Origin of the sequence: Streptomyces telluris, assembly GCF_024519335.1 — a bacterium.
GTDB classification, from domain to species: domain Bacteria; phylum Actinomycetota; class Actinomycetes; order Streptomycetales; family Streptomycetaceae; genus Streptomyces; species Streptomyces telluris.
This window is the reverse complement of the sequence record NZ_JANIID010000013.1, coordinates 44448-62626: the sequence shown is the minus strand read 5'-3', so window position 1 is coordinate 62626 and position 18179 is coordinate 44448. Positions and strand designations below refer to the sequence as shown.

Here is an 18179-nt window from a genome sequence, read left to right as displayed (position 1 = left end):
CCATTGGGTGCGCTGCTCGGTGCGCTGCCGCCGTCATCACTCGATGGTCTGGTCGAGCAGCAGGCTCACCGGGGTCTTGGCGACCCACACCCGCACCGAGAACACTCCGGGCTTGTCCCCGGCGGTCAGCACGGGCGACGCGGCCGAGCCGTCGGGCCCGCTCGTCACCTTGGCGGTGTCCTTCCCTCCCGGGAACGTGGCCACGTTCTCACCACGGATCTTGAAGGTGACCTCGGCGCCCTCGACGGGGTTGCCGTTCTTGTCCTCCACGACGACCGTCATCGGCTCGTCGAAGGACTTGCCCGCGGGAACCGTCTGCCCGGCTCCTGACACGTAGCGGACGTGGTCCGCGACGCCCTTCTCCGGGGTGACGACGAGACGGGAGAACGAGGCCACGGCATCGCCCTCTGTCCAGCGGGCAGTGACGACGCAAGGCCCTTCCTTGAGCGCCTTGAGCAGCGTGCTGGTCGCCACGCCGAGGTCCTCGACTCCGGCCCCGGTGTAGCGGATCTCGACCGGCTTGCCGTTCTCGAAGACGGCGGAGCCCGCCTCCACCGAGAACTCGATCCGCTGCCTGGCCACCGGCGTTCCGTCCAGCAGCGTGGCCTTGACGACGAGCGGCTCGGGGAACCGCTGACCCACCTCGGCGGTCTGGTGATCTCCGGACTGCACGGCCAGCCGGTGCCGGGAGATCCGTTGCAGAGCGTTCTGCCCGGACAGGGCCACCCACAGGTCGCCGTCCCCGGCCAGGGCGAGGCCCGACGGGCGGGACCGGGAGCCGGTGGAGATCACCGACGCCGTGCCCTCCCCCGGCAGGACGTATCCGATCTGGTCCCCCTCGGTGCTGGCGAACCAGAGCGTGCCGTCACCCGACACCAAGAGCCGGTGCACCGGGTGGGGAACGTTCATCTGTGCGAACCGTCGGTCGTGGACGCTGTACCGGTAGAGCCGGTTTCCGGCGGTGGCCACCCACACGACGTCCCCGGCAGCACTGATCGCCAGGTCCTGCGCCTCGGCGCCGACGCTGATGGGCTCGGAGAACCGGCCCGTGACCATGTCGTACGTGACCAGGGCCTGGCGCTCCGGGGAGCTGAGCCACAGCCGTGTCGGGTCCTGCTCCGCGACGGCGATCCCGTACAGGCCGGCGGAGTAGACCTGGGAGGTCTCGACGACGCCTCCGGGCTCCAGGAAGGCCAGGAGGTTGCGGTCCACGAGCGGAGCGACGATCAGGCTGCTGCCGCGCTCGTCCTGAGCGATGGCCAGAGCCCGGCACCGCGACGTTCCGCTCACGGACCGGACCTGGTAATTGCCGTCCTGGTCACACCGGATGAAGGCGGATTCGCTCTGCCCGGCGACGTACGACCACACGCCGTGGCCCGGCCAGGCGAGAAGGGCGTCCGCCCGGCCGGTGACGCCCACGGCCGGAGGGAAGAGCATGTTGCTGTGGCCGCGGGGATCGGCATACCCGATGCGGCCTTCGGCCGTCACGAACCATAAACGATGGTCTTCGACATTCCACGTCAGATCGACGGGGGCGCCTTGAAGGGCGACCTTGTCGGTGTCGCCGGCGGATGTCACGTGGGGTACGGGAGGTACGGGGGTCACGAGGGGTGTCACGTCGGACGGCATTCTGCTGCTCCCTCCGGGGAAAGAAATGGACCGGCAGACGGGTCGGTCGGCGGCCCGTCTGCAGCGCGAGAGGTGCTACGCCGGCCTGACGTGGAGCTTGGTGGTCGCGTGCGGCTCGGTGCCGCCGAGGCCGACGCTCAGAATGGCCTCTTCCTCGGTGTCCCCGGCGTACACGGGAGGCAGGCAGACCCGGCCGCGCTGGTCGGTCAGGATCACGCGCTCGCGGGTGTTGTCGTCGAAGGTCGCGCCTTCCGCCTCGATGCGGCAGGTGAGCGGAATGCCCGGGATCGGCCGGCCGTCGGCGACGTACTCGGCGACCAGCGGAGCGTCGACGTGCTCCTTGGCGTGCAGCACGGTCTCGGTGTGGGAGACCACCTGGGTCCGGCCCGTGCGGGAGGGCGCCCCCAGCGCGGGGAGGCCGGTGATGTACCTGCCCAGGGTCTTCCGGTCGGGATTCGTGTACCAGATGTTGCCGTCGCTGCCGACGCAGATCCCCTTGGCCTTGCCGCCGTTGGGGAGGTGGATGATGGTTCCCTCTTCCTCCATCTGGCCGTCGAAGATGTGGATCCCCGCGCTGGAGGCGACCCAGACCTCGCCGTTCGGCGTGAACGTCAGCTCCTGGGGGATGGCGGTGTTCAGGTTCCGCTCCTTCCACCGGAGAGTGTTCAGGTTGAGCCGGAGCACCTGGTTCGGATTGGTGGCGGTCACCCAGACCGCCTCCGTGTCGACCTTCACGTAGTACGGCTTCTGCCCCGGCCCGCCGGGCAGGGGGATGTGTTCCCAGTTGTTCTGCCTGGGGGCGCGCCTGAACAGGCCGTTCATGGTGCGGGACGGGTTGCTGTTCGTCTGGCCGGTGACCCAGTAGGTGTGGGTCTTCCCGTCCACGTCGGTGCTGACGGCCACGTCCCAGAGCCACGTGTTGTGCTCGACGGACATCTTCTCGACCTGGCCCGCGCCGGACTGCGTGATCGGCAGAACGCCCACGTACTTGTGCACGGGTTCGGCGAAGAGCAGGCTGTATTCGTAGACCGGCGTGCCCGAGCCGCCGACCTTCGTCGTCTCGAGCTCGATGCTCTCCGCCTTGGCGTCGGCCTCCAGCGGATAGAACGTGACAGGGTAGCCCGCCGTGGTCAGCATCGAGACGATCGGGTCCTCCTGCGCGGGGGGTGCCGGTGCGGCGAACCACACCTTGGCGGCGCCGAGCGGATCCTTGATGATCCCTGCGGTGAGGCGGGGGATGTGCGAATGGTCCGCGCGACCCAACTCGCTCGGCCGCAGCGGATTGACGCGGACGACACACCCACTGCCCGTGGTGGCCGTGTTGCTCGTGGTGACCCAGAGTTTGCCGGCGTTGCCGACGCCCACCGAGTGCGGTGCGAATGTGGTCCCGAGCCCGAGCGAGTACTCCACAATGCCGTCTGTCACAGCGCGCTCCGTCCGGTTCTTCTGATTGACGCGTGGACTCATCGACAGCGCACAGGACAGAGCACACCTGTTGCAGGTGTGACGAAGAGGCAGCCGCATTCCGATGACCCACGCGGGGGCGACTCAGACCGGTCGAGATTATGCCGTCAGCACTGCCGTCGCAGCCGGACGAACCAGCCACCGAGGGTGCGAAGTTACGACTTCAGGACAGCGCGGAGACCACCTGTCGGACCGTTTCGCGTTCCACCTGCAAACAGGGACATCCGACATATCGAGTTCCGCATCCGGCGCCTCACCTTCACGCAACCGAACCGCTGTCAAGAGGCCCGGTACCTGGACGGCGAACGGCGGTGCGATGTGGCCGGATTTCCCTGAAGAACGGTTTCATGCCTAAAAATCTGGCCCAATGACGTGAAACGACCCACCGGGCCGAAGCTCACCTCCATTTCGTCATCGGTGACCGGCGGGAACGGCGGGAACCTCGCCGACGCGATCGACCGCGGCCTTGGTGAGGACCGCGGAACTGCCGACGACCGTCCCGGCCGGGCCCGCGTCGCCGGCTTCGGTGAGGACTGTCCGTTCACCGAGGAACGCGTACGTGCTCCGGTCGAAGACCCACTGGGTCTGCTGCCCGTGCGCCGTGCGGGCGACGGCGATGCCCTCGCGTCCCGCGGCATCGCGGGCCGCGTCGACCACCGTGACTCCGGGGATCTTCGCGGCGGCCTTGTACAGCGCGGCGCTGACCTTCGGAGGCGCCCAGGTCTCGGCGAGCAGGTCGCCGATCGCGGCGAACGCCCGCTGATCCGCGTCCGAGGCCGGGGACGAAGACGGGGAGGAGGACCGGGACGGGTCCGAGGCCGGCGACGGGGACGAGCCCGCGTCCTGCGTCCGGTCCGGGCCCGGATTCCCGTCTTGCCCACGGGTCTCGTCCCGGATCAGTTTCAGCAAGGCGTCGGGGTCGGTCGGCAGCGACGCGACGTACTGATGGGTCGGGTTACTGATCGACGGGCCCTTGACCAGAGTGGTCGGCCGGGGCGTGGATCCCGGGCCGTCGAGGGCGTATACGGGAGTGTCGTCGGTGCCGAGCAGCGTGTCGGGACGGCCCTCCTCGCGCAGCAGGCCGGGGTGGCCGCCGTTGGCGGACAGCCACACCTGACGTGTGTGCACGGGGGCCGGGGTGACGGCACCTCCCGCGGCGCTCTGCGCGGCGTAGGCGACCTTGCTCTCGACGTATACGAACTGGTCGGCGCGAACCGCCGGCTGCTGCACTGCAGCAGCGGCGAGGGCGATCCGGTCGAGGAGCCGTGCTGCTCGCGCCGCTTCGGGCGTGCGGGCGGCGCCGTAACCCGGTACCGCGGGGGCTCCGCGCCCGGGCGCATCCGCGAGGTTCACCGCTACGACGCCGCCCACCGCCAGGGCGCAGGCGACCGCGGGAACCATGACCCGGACGACCAGGCGCCGGGGCGGGATCAGGCGCGAGGTCCGGGCAGGCCGGGCAGCCCGGGCAGCTCGGGCAGCCCGGGCGGCGCGGCTGCCCCGCGGTTCGTCGGCGGCGGCCTGGCGCAGCAGTGCCTGCTTCAGCAGCAGTTCACGGTCGGGGTCCAGGCCGGGGACCGGCGGCGGAGGCAGCAGCTCGGCGAGGCCCGGGCGTTCGGTCTCGTCGGACCCGGGGAGCGGACGGCGCCGCGGGGTGGTGTTCATCCGTGGTTCTCCTGGGTCAAGGGCCGGGGTGCGGGGGTGCGGCCCGGTGCGGGCTGGTCGAGCGGCTTGGCAAGAGGTTCGCCGAAGGGCTCGGCGAAGGGCTCGGCGAAGGGCTCGGCGAAGGGCTCGGCGAGGGGTTCGTCGCGTGAGGACCGCGAGGCCTTCGAGCTCTTCGAGCTCTTCGAGCGCACGGCGCGGGCTTCGGCGTCGGCGAGCTCGCGCAACCGGGTGCGGGCGCGGGACAGACGCGACCGGACGGTGCCGGCCGGCACGCCGAGCGCCTCGGCCGCCGCCGCATAGTCCAGGCCCGCCCACACCACGAGGGTGAAGACCTCCCGGTCGCGGCGCCGCAGGCGGGCGAGTGCGGCGTGTGCGGCGCGCAGTTGCTCGGTGTCCGCGAGGTGCGTGACGAGGTCGTCGGCGAAGTCGGGAATCGTGCCGCGTTCCGGGACGCGGGCGAGCGCGATGTCGCGGCGGCGGCGTGCGCGGGCGTTGCGGCGCATGATGTTGGTGGCGATTCCCAGCAGCCACGGGCGCAGGCTGTCCCCGTCGGGGTGCACGCGCTCGCGGCCGTGCCACGCCTCCAGGAACGTCGCCGAGACCACGTCCTCGGCCTCCGCCCAGTCGCCCGTCACCCGCAGGGCGTAGCGGTACAGCACTTGGGCGTGCTCGTCGTACAGCTCCGCCAAGGCGTCGCGGTCTCCGCGGCGGAAGCGGTTCCTCATCAGTGATTCCACATTCTGCTCTGCCACGTCCGGGACTCCGGTTCCGGTGACGTGCACCACAGGAGCCGCCGCCCGCAACACGAGCCCCCGACCCGAGCGACAACCCGAGTGACGGCCTGGGTGACGGCCCGAGTGACGCAGGCCACAGGAACTCCGGTGCTCTGCCGAGCAGTGCAGATCATGAACACTTCTTCCGTACCCCGCCGGAGCGTCCTCCGGACCCTGGCCCTCACTGTCGCCCTCGTCGGCTGTGCAACGTCCACCTCGGCCGTCCAGGCCGTCGCGGCAGAGCAGAAGACGTACCGTCTCACGATCCGTCACCTCGACCGCGCGGGCAGCTCGACCGGGGCGTACGACACCACCGTCACCGGCATCTCGGGCGCGGGCTCCGGCAAGTCCGTCAACCCCCACGACGCTTCCGGCACGACCACCGTGCGCCTGCCCAAGGGCCGGTACCTGCTGGACAGTTACCTGACTTCCGGCAAGGCGAAGGGCGCCACTGCCGGGACGAGCGGCGCGGACGGCACGGACTGGATCATCCAGCCGCGCCTCGATCTCGACCGCGACACCACCATCACCGTCGACGCGCGCACCACGGCCCCCGTCGACGTACGGCCGCCCGACCACTCCGCGACGTTCCTGCACGGCATGATGGTCGCCGAGGTCAAGCACGGCGGCGCCACCCGCCTCGTCAACCGGATGGTCTCCTCGCCGAACCTGCGCGTCGCCCACCTGGGCCCCGACGCCGAAGCCGGGTCGGTGAAGCAGTGGTACGACGCGTACTGGACGACCAAGTCCGCCGACTACGCGCTCGGCTATGTCTCCACCGGATCCCGCGCCCTGACCGGGCTCACCCGGCACCCCTCCGCGAAGGACCTGGCCACCCTGCAGGTCCGCGGTGGCGCCAAGCCCGGCACCACCGGGCCCGCAACGGTAGATCTGCAGCCGAGCGCCGGACCGACCGTCGGTCTCAGCGGGCGCCTGACGGTCCCCGGCACCGCCACGTACTTCGTGACGCCCGAACGCGGCACCTGGGACATCACCTACTGGTCCCCCACGGCGCCCGGTGCTCCGTCGAACCGCTACAGCGCCGACGGCATTGCCGTGAGCGCCGGGAGCACGACCACCCGCACCTTCGACGGCGCCGCCCTCACCACGCCGGGCACCGAAGCCCACCCCACGCGGTAACCACGGCCGTGCCGGGGGCGGTGTCAGTGGGCCTTGACAAGATCGGCGCATGACCGATCGCGTGGAAGACCTGCTCGACGCCGGCAACGACTGGAGCCGGAGGATGCGGGACCGGCTGACGGGGCTCTCCCCCGAGCTGACGGAACTCGTCCTGCACCTCGGCACGTCCGTGGGCTTCTGGAACCACCAGTACAAGGTCGACGTGGCGTGGAAGCGCCGGACCAAGGTCCTCCTCAAGGCCGGCGGCGCGGGCGAGCTCGTCCGCGCCGCCGTCCGGGAGCTGTCCGTGGGCGGTTCGCTGCACGGCATGACCGACAACGAGCGCGTGATCCGGGAACTCGGCACGGGCAAGCCGCAGTCCCCCGCCCGGGCGGCAGCGATCGGCTTCACGCTCGCCGCCGGCTGGCTGAGCGGGGACGTCGACGGGCCTGTGAACGGACTCGTCGGCGGGCCCGTGGACGGACTCGTCGGCGGACTCGTCGGTGACCTGGCGACGGTCGCCCGGAAGAACGCCGCCGCCATGGACGTCTACTACCGTCCGGACAACGGCCTGGCAGGCGCGGCCTTCACGGCCCTCGGCGAACTACGCGGACGCGCAGCCATGGAGGCGCTGTGGACCCTGCACTTCCAGGTGCCGGCCTCCCAGCCCTCACAGAGGCACCTCGTCAGGTGCGTGAAGAAGGCGGCCGCCCGGCTGGGCGTGCCGCCGCACGAACTGGCCGAGCGAACGGTCCCCCGGCACGGGCTGGAACCCGACGGCACCCTCACCATCGGCGGGATAGGGCGCGGGGCGGTGTGGGTCAACGCCTGGCTGGACGCGGTCATCACCCTGCACGGCAACGGCCGGGTGACGGTCCTCTGGATCGACGAGGACGGCTCCGGCACGACGACGGGAGCGCCGTTCCGCACCCCCACCGGCTACAAGGCCCGCCACCACACCGACAGCGTCGACACCGTCCGCCGCCTCGCGCAGGGCATGGAGAAGACCGTGGCCGACGAGCGGCACCGGCTGTCGGGCCTGGCGGCCCAGGACCTCACCTGGAGCGGGGCCGACTGGGCCCGGTACTACCGTGACCACCCGGTGACGAGGGTGGTCACCCGCTCTTTGGAGTGGGAGTACGAGGTCCAGGACGGTCTCGGTTTCCGACCGCTGGACCCGGGCGCCGCGTCGGCGTCGGTGCCCACCGCCGCGCGGGTGCGGTTGCGCCGCCGCACGGCGCTCTAGCTGTGTGGTGTCCGTTGTCCCGGGCCCGAGAACCCTCCCTCCTCAGGCCGAAAGTCTCGTCAGACCGGAATGGGCACATCCCTTACGGCCGTGGCCGGTCCAGCCGACGAGGCCAGCGAGGCCAGCCGGGCCAGGGCGGACGCCTCCTCGCTGCCCTCCTCGGCGCTGAACACGTGTACCACCAGCCCCGTCTCCCCGGGAGCCGCCGGCACGTGCAGCGTCTCGAAGTCAAGGGTGAGCAGCCCGGCCTCGGGGTGACGCAGCCGTTTGCGGCCCGCTGCGCACATCACGACCTCGCCCGTAGCCCAGATCCTCCGGAAGTCGGCGCTGTGCGCGGACAGTTCGTTGATGAGGGCGGACAGCTCCGCATCGTCGGGGTAGCGCCCCGCGGCGACCCGCAGCTGCCCGACGGCCTCGGCCGCCCTGGCCTCCCAGTCGGGGTGGACGGCGCGGGAGGCCGGGTCGAGGAAGAGGTACCTGGCGTTGTTCTGGTCGCGGCTCCCCGGCAGCCCGGGCTCGCCTCCGATCAGTTCGGCGCCCAGGGCGTTCCAGGCCACCACGTCCATGCGGTGGTCCGTCACGAACACCGGGAAGTGATCCAGGGAATCCAGCATCCGCTGCAGGAGGGGGCTGACCTCTGCCCTCGGCACGGGGTCACGCTTGGCGCAGGCGAGGGTGTCCAGGTGCTTGCGCTCCGCCGCGTCCAGGCCCAGCGCCCCCGCGAGCGCGTCGAGTACCTCCGCGGACGGCTGGGTGGCCCGGCCCTGCTCCAGGCGGACGTAGTAGTCCACGCTGATGCCGGCGAGCTGGGCCAGCTCCTCGCGGCGCAGCCCACGCACCCGTCGGCGCCGACCACCTGCGAGCCCGACCTGCTCGGGCGCGACACGCCCCCTGCGGGCGCGCAGGAACCCGCCGAGCGCCCGCTGGGCATCGCCGACCCCGTCGACCCCGTCGACTCCTCCGATGTGACTGCCGTCCACGCCGTTCATACGCTCCAGTATGCGTGGCCCTGGCAGTACCAGGATTACGGATCCGCAGGTAAAACAGGGTGCTGGCTACCCGGGCGCGGCCGGGAGAACGTAGGTGCATGAACGACACCGCACCCCAGCAACAGCAGCCGCACCCGCAGCCGCAGCCGCAGAAGAAGATCCTCATCGTCACCGCCCACCCCGATCCCCGCTCGCTCACCAACTCCCTGGCCGCCTTCGCCACCGAGCACCTGCGCGCCGCAGGCCACGAGGTGCAGGTCTCCGACCTCTACGCGATGAAGTGGAAGGCCACGGTCGACGCCGACGACTTCCCCGACGAGCCCGGCGACGGGCGGCTGCACGTGATGTCCGCCTCCGAGCGGGCCACGCTGGCGGGCCGGCTGTCCGCCGATGTCGCGGCCGAGCAGGAGAAGGTGCGCTGGGCGGACGCGGTGATCCTGCAGTTCCCCCTGTGGTGGTTCTCCATGCCCGCGATACTCAAGGGCTGGGTCGACCGGGTGTTCACCGCCGGCTTCGGCTACGGCCCGGCCCTCCCTCCGCCCTACTCCGAGAGCGCCCTTGGCGGGCGGCGGGCGCTGGTGTCGGTGACGGCAGGCGCCCGGGAGACGTCGTTCTCCGACCGGGGCATCCACGGGCGCCTCGCGGACGTCCTCCACCCTGTGCAGCACGGCCTGTTCTGGTTCACGGGCATGACGCCGCTCGAACCGTTCACGGTGTACAACGCCAACGACCTGCCGGCGGAGGGCTTCGAAACGGCGAAGCGGGAGTACGCCCGCCGCCTCGAAGGCCTCTTCACGGACACCCCAGTCCCCTTCCGGACGCTCACGGGCGGCGACTACGACCACGACATGCGCCTCCTGCCGAGCGTGGAAAACCCGGGCACCACGGGCTTCGACCTCCACGTCCGCCCCCACGACTGACGAACGACCCGGCCCTCCACCGGAGCGGCCATCGGGCCGACCGCCGGGGTGGGCCCTCTCCTGGCCTTCGGCTGGCCCGCCCGCACGTTCTCCTCACCGGACCCGAGCCGAAGCGTGGGACACGAAGGCTTCAATGGCCCGCCTTGCCCGGGCGTCCTTAACGTCCTGGTCCTCCTGGCTCCGTGCGTTCGACACGTCCCGCGTGGCCTCGTAGGCCCGCTCGGCCGCGAGGTTCACTTGCTCGTCGTCAGTGAGCAGCCTGACCCTGTAGAGCGACTGCCGGGCCACGGTCCGCAGACGGTGCGCCTCATCCCGCGCCGCGATGAACGCTTCCCCGTCCGCTCCCTCCCCTCGGCGGTACCAGCGGTCCGCCTGGGCCATGGCGATACCCCTCCACCGCCGCGGCGAACGCACTGTACGTGGCTATGCGCTCCTGCCGGAGGGCCTCCGAGCGCGTGAACAACTCGCTGCGCCTGGACGCCATGCGCTGAAAGGTGTGCGTGACCACGGAACCCAGCAGTGTGCCCATGACCGCTACGACGCTTGTCCAGATGGCTTCCACCACGCCAGTCGATCACACCGCTCCAATCGGGCCAGGGCGGGAGGCCACGTTCGTCGCCCGCACCGGAGTCGGTCAGCCCCCTCGACCGTTTCGCCGGTGGTGATCAGCCGGCTCAACACCTCCTCACCGCTGCGGTAGGCCCACCAGCACACGGGGAAGCATGATTCTGCCTATGGACGGCAGCGAACTGTAACTGCAGTGGTTCAGCCATCTCACTCGACTGCGAGGAGAGTCGCCATGCGGACCGGCATCGTCACGGCAGCAGGGCCAGGTGTGGAACGTCTGGCCGCCCACGCGGAGGAACTCGGCTTCGACAGTTTCTGGGTGTACGACACGCCGGTGATCCACGGCGATCCCTTCGTGAGTCTCGCCCTCTGCGCCAAGTCCACCCACCGGATCAGGCTCGGCATCGGCGTCACCTCACCGGCACTGCGTTCAGCCCCCGCCGCGGCGGCGGCCGTCAGCAGCCTCAACGCCCTCGCCCCCGGCCGCATCATCTGCGGGGTCGGCACCGGCAACACCGCGCGCCGTACGCTCGGCATGCGGCCTGTGAAGGTGGCAGAGCTGGAGTCGTTCACGGCCGCCCTGCAGGATCTCACCGCGGGCCGCGAGTCGGACTACCGCGAGGGGAGCCGGTCCAGCAGGGTGCGGTTCCTGCACACCGGGCCGTACGTCAACACCGAGGCTCCCGTGGAGTTCGTCGTGGCCGCGTCCGGCCTGAAGGCTGCCGCGGTCGCCGGCCGGCTCGGCGCGGGAGTGATCTCCTTCGCCATCCACGACCCCGCCGCCTGGTCCGCCCTCGGCCGGGCCCGGCACGCTGCGGCACGGGAGGCGGGCAGCGCCGGGGAGACCCATTCCTATCTCATGTCCTCCCTGCATATCCTCGCCGACGGCGAGGACCGCTACGGCGATCCGGTCAAGGACTCGGTAGGACATATCGCACTGAGCGCACTGATCTTCGGCGCGGAGAACCCCGCCTTCCGCGCGTCCCTCCCACCGGACGGGGCCGCGGCCGTCGACCGTCTGCTCCAGTTGCGCGGCACCACCCCCACCGACCCCAGGCTTCACCAGGCGCTCTACGGCAACCACCTCGGCCGGCTGTCCCCCGAGGACCGCGAGCTCATCGTGCCCTCCCTGTTGGACAAATTCGGCCTGGTCGGCACCAGAGGCGAGCTCACCGAGAGGATCAACGCGCTGGAGAAGTCAGGGGTCGACGAACTGGTCATCCAGCCCGTCGTGGACCCGGAAACCGAAATGACCGAACTCGCACAGCTGCTGACCTGACACTCAGCGAAGGGCAGCCGTCGGAGGAATTTCACCGGGGTGTGCGCTCCATCAGCAGTTGAACCGAACGAACGGGTCGACCTTGAAGCCGGTGTTCAGCACCCTGATCTCGGGCGTGGCCAGGCTGTACCCCCAAGACACGAACCCCTCGAACTTGTTATCCGTCGCACCCAGCCCGTACCACTTCAGCTGACTACCCTCCCATCCCTTGACCTGAACGGCGATGGAGGTGGCGTCACCTCCGTTCGAGACGAATCCCTGGTAGTGCTGCCGGTACCCCGGATACCCCGCGACGGACGTGTTGGCCCTGATGTGGATCCAGCCGGCCCCGAGCGGGACCGACCCCTCCCCATGACAGGCCTCCATTGCTGCGGGCGCAGTTTTCACCGGGCTCCCAACCGGGGTCGGCGACGCCGCCTTTGCGAGGGAAGCCGCTCCCTGGGTGAGACCGCTTGCCGCGATCAGGAGTGCGGAGATCACGAGCGCCACTCGCCGGTTCTTTCCAACCCTCAGATGCATACCAGTCTCCTTCGATGGCAACCGAGTCCACGCTGCGGCACAGCAGTGCACCGCACGCGGACGCGCGGGCACGCAGAGCAGTCAATCAGTTACACAACGCAAGCAGCAGGGTGCACGGAGTGAGAGGTAGGGCGTGACCTACGGGGCGCGAGCCGGGTCCTGGCGTTGGGCCAGACGTACAGGGAGTCCGCGAAGCGCGACTTGTGTCACTTCTGTACTGAATTACAGGGGTGGGCGCCACCCGCGTCATGGCGTACGGCGCCCTGGAGATCGCCCGCGAACTCAGGGTCCCCTGATCGACTCCAGGATGCCGGCAGCGCCCTGAGCAAGGACATCAGTGGCGACGGACGCGCCCACCTTCTCGGGGGCGTCCACCGGTCCTGCGCCGGCGGCGGTGACCTGCACCGACCCGTCCAGGGAGGTCACTGTTGCGGTGAGGTGGAGCAGACCGTCCGGTTCGACCCTGCCCCAGGCGCCGACCGGGACGGAGCAGCCCCCGTGAAGCTCAGCCAGCAGGGCACGCTCGGCCCGTAAGCACGCATCGACTTGCGGATCTCCGGTCTGTTCCAGCAGCCGGGCGGCCTGGGAGCCGATACGGACCTGGATGCCGAGCGCGCCCTGCCCGGGGGACGGCGGGAAGACAGCCGGGTCGAGCACTTGGTGCACCTCGGGCATCAGGCCGAGCCGGTTCAAGCCCGCCGCCGCGAGTACGACCGCGTCAAGACCGCCCCTGGTGGTGCGGCCGTCCAACGTCGCTCCGCGCAGCACGTCTCGTACGTCCTCGCGGGGACCGGGTGTGGTCAGCAGAAGCGTGCCTTCGTGCACAGCAGTGGGGAGGTCGTTGAGCGAGTGCACGATCACGTCGACTTTCCCCGCGACCTGAGCCTCTTCCTGATTCGCGGAGAAGGCGCTCCCGCCGGCCGTCTTCACCACCTCGGCGAGGGTGGGCGTGACGCGGTCCTGGTCGCCGCCTTCGAGGATGATCTCCCGCTTGAACCGGACGGCCGGAAACTGCTGCGCGAGGGGCGTGAGCCACTCCGTGACCTGGGTCTTCATGAGCCGAGTGGGCCTTGGCGTCAGCGCTCACGCTTCACTGTCCGCCCTGAGCTCCCCGCCTCGCGTCTGCTTTTCGTCGGCGGTGATCCGGAAGTCCACGTTTCGACGGTAGATCGCGGCTACAGTCGGCGTCATGAAGTAATGACAACGCCCCAACACATCGATGCGCATGACGCCGTCCGAGCCTCTGCTCCGGCGTTCATGTGGTGTGCCCGCATCGCCCGTCATTCACTTCTCGCGTTCTCAGGATCGGATCCTCCCCATGAACCACGACGACATGCTCTTCCTCGACCCCGTCGCAGACCGCCTCGCAGCGCTGCCCGCCGTCCGTGCCGTCACGCTCGGCGGCTCGCGTGCTCAAGGGACGCACACAGCCGGCAGCGACTGGGACCTGGCCGTGTACTACCGCGGCGGTTTCGATCCCGGCGAGTTGCGTGCCGTCGGCTGGGAAGGTGAGGTTTCCGGGGTCGGGGACTGGGGTGGCGGGGTTTTCAATGGCGGGGCGTGGCTCACTATCGACGGGCGGCACGTCGACGTGCACTACCGCGACCTCGACGTCGTCGAGCACGAACTCGCCGAGGCTCGGCAGGGCCGTTTTCACTGGGAACCGCTCATGTTCCACCTAGCGGGCATCCCCAGCTACCTCGTGGTCGCCGAACTCGCCGTCAATCAGGTGCTGCGCGGCACCCTGCCCCGCCCCGAGTACCCGCAGGCCCTGCGCGAGGCGGCCCCGCCTGTGTGGCGGGAGCGGGCGGCCCTGACGCTCCGCTACGCCGAGGGCGCGTACGTCCGGCGCGGCCAGGCCGCCGAGGTCGCGGGCGCCCTCGCCGTCGCCGCCATGCAGACAGGACACGCGGTGCTGGCGGCGCGCGGCGAATGGGTCACCAACGAGAAGCGGCTCCTCCAGCAGGCCGGCCTACGCGGCATCGACGCCATCGTGGCCGGGCTGCGGCCGGAACCCGAAGCCCTCACCCGGACGATCAACGAGGCCGCAACGCTCTTCGAGCGGGCGCGCACACACGCAACGCATCCGGCGCGTTGAACCGCTCAGATCAGCGCGCCACGGGGGGCGGGACGAGCCGGGAGGCCCCCCGCCCCGCCCCGCACGCGTCAGATGCGGTCCGCCGCGATCAGCAGGTAGTGGAAGCTGCCCTCCTTGTACGCGGTCAGGAACGGGTCCTCGACGCCGGTGGCGAGGGAGGACTGGGCGCGCAGCTCCCAGTAGGGGATGGTCGCGGCCGTGAGGTCGACGACGTTGATGGGCACGAGGCCGTTGGCGGCCATGGCCTTGAAGTAGGCGCTGCGGGGGTGAATGTTGCACGTGTAGTGCTCGTCGATGCGGCTGACGGCCTTGGAGCGCAGGCCCGTCACGTCGTTGGAGCAGCCGGTGATGGTGACGTAGCGGCCGCCGTAGGCCAGCTGGCGGGCGTGCTCGGCGAAGAGCTCGTTCAGGTCCACGTACATGGTGGACTCGTTGTTCCAGATGCCCTGGAAGGCGCCGGTGGGCAGGCCGGTGTCCAGCATGTTGGCGAAGTGGTAGCGGACCTTGTCGTCCACGCCGCGCTTGCGGGCCTGCTCGTTGGCGAAGTCGACCTGGGCCTGGGAGATGGAGACGCCGTCGGCGCGGCAGCCGAAGCGGGCGTTGGCCATGATGCTGGTGCCGCCGCGGCCGCAGCCGGCGTCCAGGACGCGCTGGTCGGGGGCGATGGGGCCGAGGTGGTCGAGGAGGACGTCGGCCTGGGCCGACTCCAGGCGGTGCAGTTCCTCGATGATGCGCTGGTCCCGGGTCTCCTCGGGGCCTTCCAGGACGGAGGGGTCGTAGTCGCCGAGCCCGTAGTGGTGGTGGTAGAGGCCGTCGACGTCGCCCAGGCGCAGGTTGACCGGGTCCTTCTCGTTGTTCCAGTACTCCGCTACGGACTTCTGGTACGCGGTGCGCAGGACGCCGGTGGACGCGGCGGGGGTGGGCGTGGTCGTCATGGGTGCTCCTTACAGATGGCGCCGGATTGCGGCATGCGTGCGCGATGGCGCGTGGCGTCGCGTGGTGTCGCGTGGGGTGTGCAGGGGACGTGCGAGGGAGGTCGGGGGCGGTGGCGGAGAGAGGAGGGCGGGCTCACGCGCCGTTGTAGCGGGGGCTTCCGGCGTGCCATTCGCGGTTGCCGCCGAGCCAGGCCCAGACTCCCGCGAGGAACCGGCGCAGTTCGGGCGTTCCGGTGAGGGCGAGGGCCGCGGCCTCCGTCTCGTAGGTGCGCACGAGCTCGTCGTGGATCTCCGCGCTGCGCTCGATCGCCTCGCGCAGCGAGCAGCCGTCCTCCTCGGCGATCACGACGGGGAGGTTGAACTCCACGCCCGAGGAGTCGTGTTCCTTCGTCATCGAGTACAGGTCGTTGACGAGCGTGGCGGCCGTGGCGGCCATCGTCACGGCGCGGCGTACGCGCGGTTCGGCGTAGACGGAGGCGGGCAGCGCGTAGCCGCCGACCACGTCGGTGAGGGCGATGCAGGGGAGGAAGCTGTTGATCTGACGGTGGGCCAGGTATTCGCGGACGCCGGGCATGCGGCCCTGGGAGCGCCACGAGCCCTCCTGCTCGTACCCCACGAAGAGGACGGCGACCTCGTGCCGCAGCCGGGCGACCTGCGAGGGCTCGGCGTAGCGGGAGAGGTGGTCCAGGCCCGAGCGCAGGGCGACCCGTACGGGGTCCTGCCGCATCTCCTCCTCCCACGCCGGCGCGTAGCGGGCAGGGAGGTGGGAGGGGTCGACGGCCGTGTACGCGAGTCCGAGGTGGGAGCCGAGGAGGTCGGTCCTGGACCCCATGGTCTCGTCGTCGCAGTAGTAGTCGTCCGTGGCCCACTCGGCCAGGGCGCACTTGCCCGCCGCCAGCAGCCGGTCCGGGTCGTCGCCGTCGGGGTGGGCCAGCATCATCAGGCGGCCGAAGTCGGCCGCGCGGACGCGGTCGAGCCGTCCGTCGTAGATGCCGACCTCGTCCGCCCAGTCCACCAGCCGGTCATTGACCTCCCGGGCGAGTGCCGGGTCGTCGCGGAGCGCGGGCGGGCAGTACAGCTCGGGGACGCCAATGCCGCGGTCGTCGGAAACGGCGGCGGAGCCGGAAGCGGCGGGAGCACCGGCGATGCCGGAGGCGCCGGAGGTGCCCGGGGCACCGGCCGTCGGCTTCCCGGCAACCCTCCCGGCCTCCCTGACCTCTCCCGCCTCCCCCGCCTTTCCGGCCCGCCAGGCCTCCCGGGCCCTCCCGGTCGCCGCGAGCCGCGCGGCGGAAGTGCCCAGGCCCGTCGGCCCGGTGGGCAGGGCGGTGCCCGCCGGGCGAGGGGTGGTGCCGGGCAGCGCCTGCGGTGCCCGGCGGCGGGCGCCCTGGCGGTGGGTGAGCAGCGTGGCCACGAGCCGCGCCACGTCGTGGTGGGCCGGGGGCGCGGTGATCCGGGACAGCAGTGACAAGGTTCTTCTCTCCGTTCCGCGGGGTGGGGTGCCCGTCAGGACGGGGTGTGGAAGACCTCGACGTTCTCGAGGACGCCGAGGGCGTCGGGGACGAGAACGGCCGCCGAGTAGTAGGTGCTGACCAGGTAGGAGATGAGGGCCTGGTCGTTGATGCCCATGAACCGCACGTTCAGGCCGGGCTCGTACTCGTCCGGTATCCCGGTCTGCCGCAGGCCGACCACTCCCTGCTCGCCCTCGCCCAGGCGCATGGCGAGGATGGAGGAGGTGCCCTCCTCCGAGACGGGGATCTTGCCGCAGGGCAGGATCGGCACGCCGCGCCAGGCGGGCACGGGGTGGCCGTTCACGTCGGCGCTGTCGAAGGACAGGCCCCGCTTGTTGCACTCGCGGGCGAGGGCGGAGATGGCCCGGGGGTGGGCGAAGAAGGCCTTGGTGCCGCGCCGCATGCTCAGCAGCTCGTCCATGTCGTCGGGCGTGGGCGGGCCGGAGTGGGTGGAGATGCGCTGGCTGTAGTCGGCGTTGTGCAGCAGGCCGAACTCGGGGTTGTTGACGAGCTCGGACTCCTGGCGCTCGCGCAGGGCCTCGATGGTCAGCCGGAGCTGGTGCTCGACCTGGTCCATCGGGTCGTTGTAGAGGTCGGCGACGCGGGTGTGGACCCGGAGGATCGTCTGGGCGACGCTCAGCTCGTACTCGCGGGGGGAGAGCTCGTAGTCGACGAAGGTGCCCGGCAGCGCCGGCTCGCCGGTGTGGCCGGAGGCGAGGGAGATGTTCGCCTCGCCCTTCTTGTTCTGCGGACGCGCCTTTTCGGCCTGGCGCCGGCGGACGTGGGCCCGCAGCTCCTCGTGGCGGCCCGCCACCTCCTCGTAGGCGTACCGGGGCAGGGCCAGGACGGTGCACGCCGTCATCGCGCGCGCCGTGAACTCCCACTTCCCCGGTTCTTCGCCCACGGCCTGCGCGCCGAAGAAGCCGCCGTCGGCCAGCACGCCGCGCCGGGTCTCCTCGCCGTACTTGCCGGTGCCGGCCTTCTCCACCTTGCCGTGGGCGATCAGGTAGACGTGGTCGACGGGACGGCCCCGTTCGGCGATCACCTGGCCGGGTTCGTACTCCTGCTGCCGGCAGCGCTCGGCCAGCGCCCGCAGCGCCTCGTCGTCGTGGAATCCGCGCAGCAGCGGCAGCTCCCCCAGCTCGGCGGGGACGACCTTGACCGCGGCGCCTTCCTGGACGAAGGTGACCCGGCCGTCGCCGACCTCGTAGACCAGGCGCCGGTTGACCCGGTACGTGCCGCCCTTGACCTCCACCCACGGCAGCATGCGCAGCAGCCACCGCGAGCTGATGCCCTGCATCTGCGGGACGGTCTTGGTGGTGCTCGCCAGATTCCGCGCAGCGGCGATCCCCAGGCTGAGCTGGGCCCGGCCTGCGTGCTGTTCGGGCTGCTCCGGCTGCTGCCAGTGCGCTGCGGTCGACATCCCGGTCCCTCTTCCGTCTCGGCGCATGCGTCAAGAGGGAGCCCCTGA

General features: G+C 70.7%; 16 protein-coding genes. 5 read left to right on the top strand and 11 right to left on the bottom strand.

Translation table 11 applies throughout. From position 1 onward, the window contains the following. Positions 1–36: 36 nt before the first annotated feature. From NQU55_RS16110 to NQU55_RS16095, 4 genes are all read right to left on the bottom strand, one after another. A complete protein-coding gene (locus NQU55_RS16110) occupies positions 37–1578 on the bottom strand; it encodes a hypothetical protein (protein WP_168095644.1) in 1542 nt (513 codons plus the stop codon). A gap of 126 nt (positions 1579–1704) precedes the next feature. Beyond that, entirely contained in the window at positions 1705–3054 is a 1350-nt protein-coding gene (locus NQU55_RS16105) for an NHL repeat-containing protein (protein ID WP_256790760.1), read from the bottom strand. A gap of 450 nt (positions 3055–3504) precedes the next feature. Continuing rightward, positions 3505–4755 (bottom strand): CU044_5270 family protein, encoded by a 1251-nt coding sequence (locus tag NQU55_RS16100; RefSeq protein WP_168094936.1) that lies wholly within the window; start codon positions 4753–4755, stop codon positions 3505–3507. Then, a complete protein-coding gene (locus NQU55_RS16095) occupies positions 4752–5480 on the bottom strand; it encodes a sigma-70 family RNA polymerase sigma factor (protein WP_206329784.1) in 729 nt (242 codons plus the stop codon). The genes NQU55_RS16100 and NQU55_RS16095 overlap by 4 nt, the downstream gene beginning before the upstream one ends. A 180-nt stretch (positions 5481–5660) precedes the next feature. On the opposite strand from NQU55_RS16095, the gene NQU55_RS16090 reads away from it, so the two are divergent. Then, positions 5661–6668: a hypothetical protein gene (locus NQU55_RS16090; RefSeq protein ID WP_168094935.1), complete on the top strand. Its 1008-nt coding sequence runs from the start codon at positions 5661–5663 to the stop codon at positions 6666–6668. 49 nt (positions 6669–6717) lie between these two features. After that, the gene (locus tag NQU55_RS16085; protein ID WP_168094934.1) at positions 6718–7893 is read left to right on the top strand and encodes a DUF4132 domain-containing protein; all 1176 of its coding nucleotides are present in this window, start codon (positions 6718–6720) and stop codon (positions 7891–7893) included. A gap of 59 nt (positions 7894–7952) precedes the next feature. Here NQU55_RS16085 and NQU55_RS16080 read toward each other — a convergent pair whose 3' ends face one another. Continuing rightward, positions 7953–8882, bottom strand: a complete 930-nt coding sequence (locus NQU55_RS16080) for a helix-turn-helix domain-containing protein (RefSeq protein WP_168094933.1) — start codon at positions 8880–8882, stop codon at positions 7953–7955. Positions 8883–8980: 98 nt separating this feature from the next. Here NQU55_RS16080 and NQU55_RS16075 point away from each other — a divergent pair, with 98 nt between their 5' ends. Further along, positions 8981–9802: an NAD(P)H-dependent oxidoreductase gene (locus NQU55_RS16075; protein WP_168094932.1), complete on the top strand. Its 822-nt coding sequence runs from the start codon at positions 8981–8983 to the stop codon at positions 9800–9802. A 93-nt stretch (positions 9803–9895) separates the two neighbouring features. Here NQU55_RS16075 and kilB read toward each other — a convergent pair whose 3' ends face one another. Further along, entirely contained in the window at positions 9896–10183 is a 288-nt protein-coding gene (gene kilB, locus NQU55_RS16070; protein WP_505017588.1) for a plasmid transfer protein KilB, read from the bottom strand. A 418-nt stretch (positions 10184–10601) separates the two neighbouring features. Between kilB and NQU55_RS16065 the strand changes: the two genes are divergently transcribed. Then, positions 10602–11648 carry an LLM class flavin-dependent oxidoreductase gene (locus NQU55_RS16065; protein WP_168096565.1) on the top strand — a complete coding sequence of 349 codons (1047 nt, stop codon included), beginning with the start codon at positions 10602–10604 and terminating at the stop codon, positions 11646–11648. 51 nt (positions 11649–11699) lie between these two features. Here NQU55_RS16065 and NQU55_RS16060 read toward each other — a convergent pair whose 3' ends face one another. Together NQU55_RS16060 and NQU55_RS16055 are read right to left on the bottom strand one after the other, a co-directional pair. Next, positions 11700–12167 carry a hypothetical protein gene (locus NQU55_RS16060; protein ID WP_168096566.1) on the bottom strand — a complete coding sequence of 156 codons (468 nt, stop codon included), beginning with the start codon at positions 12165–12167 and terminating at the stop codon, positions 11700–11702. Positions 12168–12449: 282 nt separating this feature from the next. Beyond that, a complete protein-coding gene (locus NQU55_RS16055) occupies positions 12450–13247 on the bottom strand; it encodes a hydroxymethylbilane synthase (RefSeq protein ID WP_372504733.1) in 798 nt (265 codons plus the stop codon). A gap of 238 nt (positions 13248–13485) precedes the next feature. Here NQU55_RS16055 and NQU55_RS16050 point away from each other — a divergent pair, with 238 nt between their 5' ends. Beyond that, complete coding sequence (locus NQU55_RS16050; protein WP_168096397.1) at positions 13486–14265, top strand: nucleotidyltransferase domain-containing protein; 780 nt, start codon at positions 13486–13488, stop codon at positions 14263–14265. 68 nt (positions 14266–14333) lie between these two features. Here NQU55_RS16050 and NQU55_RS16045 read toward each other — a convergent pair whose 3' ends face one another. The 3 genes from NQU55_RS16045 to NQU55_RS16035 all read right to left on the bottom strand — a co-directional run bounded on the left by NQU55_RS16045 (position 14334) and on the right by NQU55_RS16035 (position 18131). Then, a complete protein-coding gene (locus tag NQU55_RS16045; RefSeq protein ID WP_256790759.1) occupies positions 14334–15200 on the bottom strand; it encodes a geranyl diphosphate 2-C-methyltransferase in 867 nt (288 codons plus the stop codon). Between the two features lie 133 nt (positions 15201–15333). Continuing rightward, a complete protein-coding gene (locus NQU55_RS16040) occupies positions 15334–16668 on the bottom strand; it encodes a family 2 encapsulin nanocompartment cargo protein terpene cyclase (protein ID WP_168094925.1) in 1335 nt (444 codons plus the stop codon). A gap of 35 nt (positions 16669–16703) precedes the next feature. After that, entirely contained in the window at positions 16704–18131 is a 1428-nt protein-coding gene (locus NQU55_RS16035) for a family 2B encapsulin nanocompartment shell protein (RefSeq protein ID WP_168094924.1), read from the bottom strand. Between the last annotated feature and the right edge of the window lie 48 nt (positions 18132–18179).

Coding starts and splice junctions, on each gene's coding strand:
- NQU55_RS16100 (WP_168094936.1), bottom strand. CDS start 4,755: ATGAACACCACCCCGCGGCGCCGTCCGCTCCCCGGGTCCGACGAGACC.
- NQU55_RS16095 (WP_206329784.1), bottom strand. CDS start 5,480: ATGAGGAACCGCTTCCGCCGCGGAGACCGCGACGCCTTGGCGGAGCTG.
- NQU55_RS16090 (WP_168094935.1), top strand. CDS start 5,661: ATGAACACTTCTTCCGTACCCCGCCGGAGCGTCCTCCGGACCCTGGCC.
- NQU55_RS16085 (WP_168094934.1), top strand. CDS start 6,718: ATGACCGATCGCGTGGAAGACCTGCTCGACGCCGGCAACGACTGGAGC.
- NQU55_RS16080 (WP_168094933.1), bottom strand. CDS start 8,882: ATGAACGGCGTGGACGGCAGTCACATCGGAGGAGTCGACGGGGTCGAC.
- NQU55_RS16075 (WP_168094932.1), top strand. CDS start 8,981: ATGAACGACACCGCACCCCAGCAACAGCAGCCGCACCCGCAGCCGCAG.
- kilB (WP_505017588.1), bottom strand. CDS start 10,183: ATGGCCCAGGCGGACCGCTGGTACCGCCGAGGGGAGGGAGCGGACGGG.
- NQU55_RS16065 (WP_168096565.1), top strand. CDS start 10,602: ATGCGGACCGGCATCGTCACGGCAGCAGGGCCAGGTGTGGAACGTCTG.
- NQU55_RS16060 (WP_168096566.1), bottom strand. CDS start 12,167: ATGCATCTGAGGGTTGGAAAGAACCGGCGAGTGGCGCTCGTGATCTCC.
- NQU55_RS16050 (WP_168096397.1), top strand. CDS start 13,486: ATGAACCACGACGACATGCTCTTCCTCGACCCCGTCGCAGACCGCCTC.
- NQU55_RS16045 (WP_256790759.1), bottom strand. CDS start 15,200: ATGACGACCACGCCCACCCCCGCCGCGTCCACCGGCGTCCTGCGCACC.
- NQU55_RS16035 (WP_168094924.1), bottom strand. CDS start 18,131: ATGTCGACCGCAGCGCACTGGCAGCAGCCGGAGCAGCCCGAACAGCAC.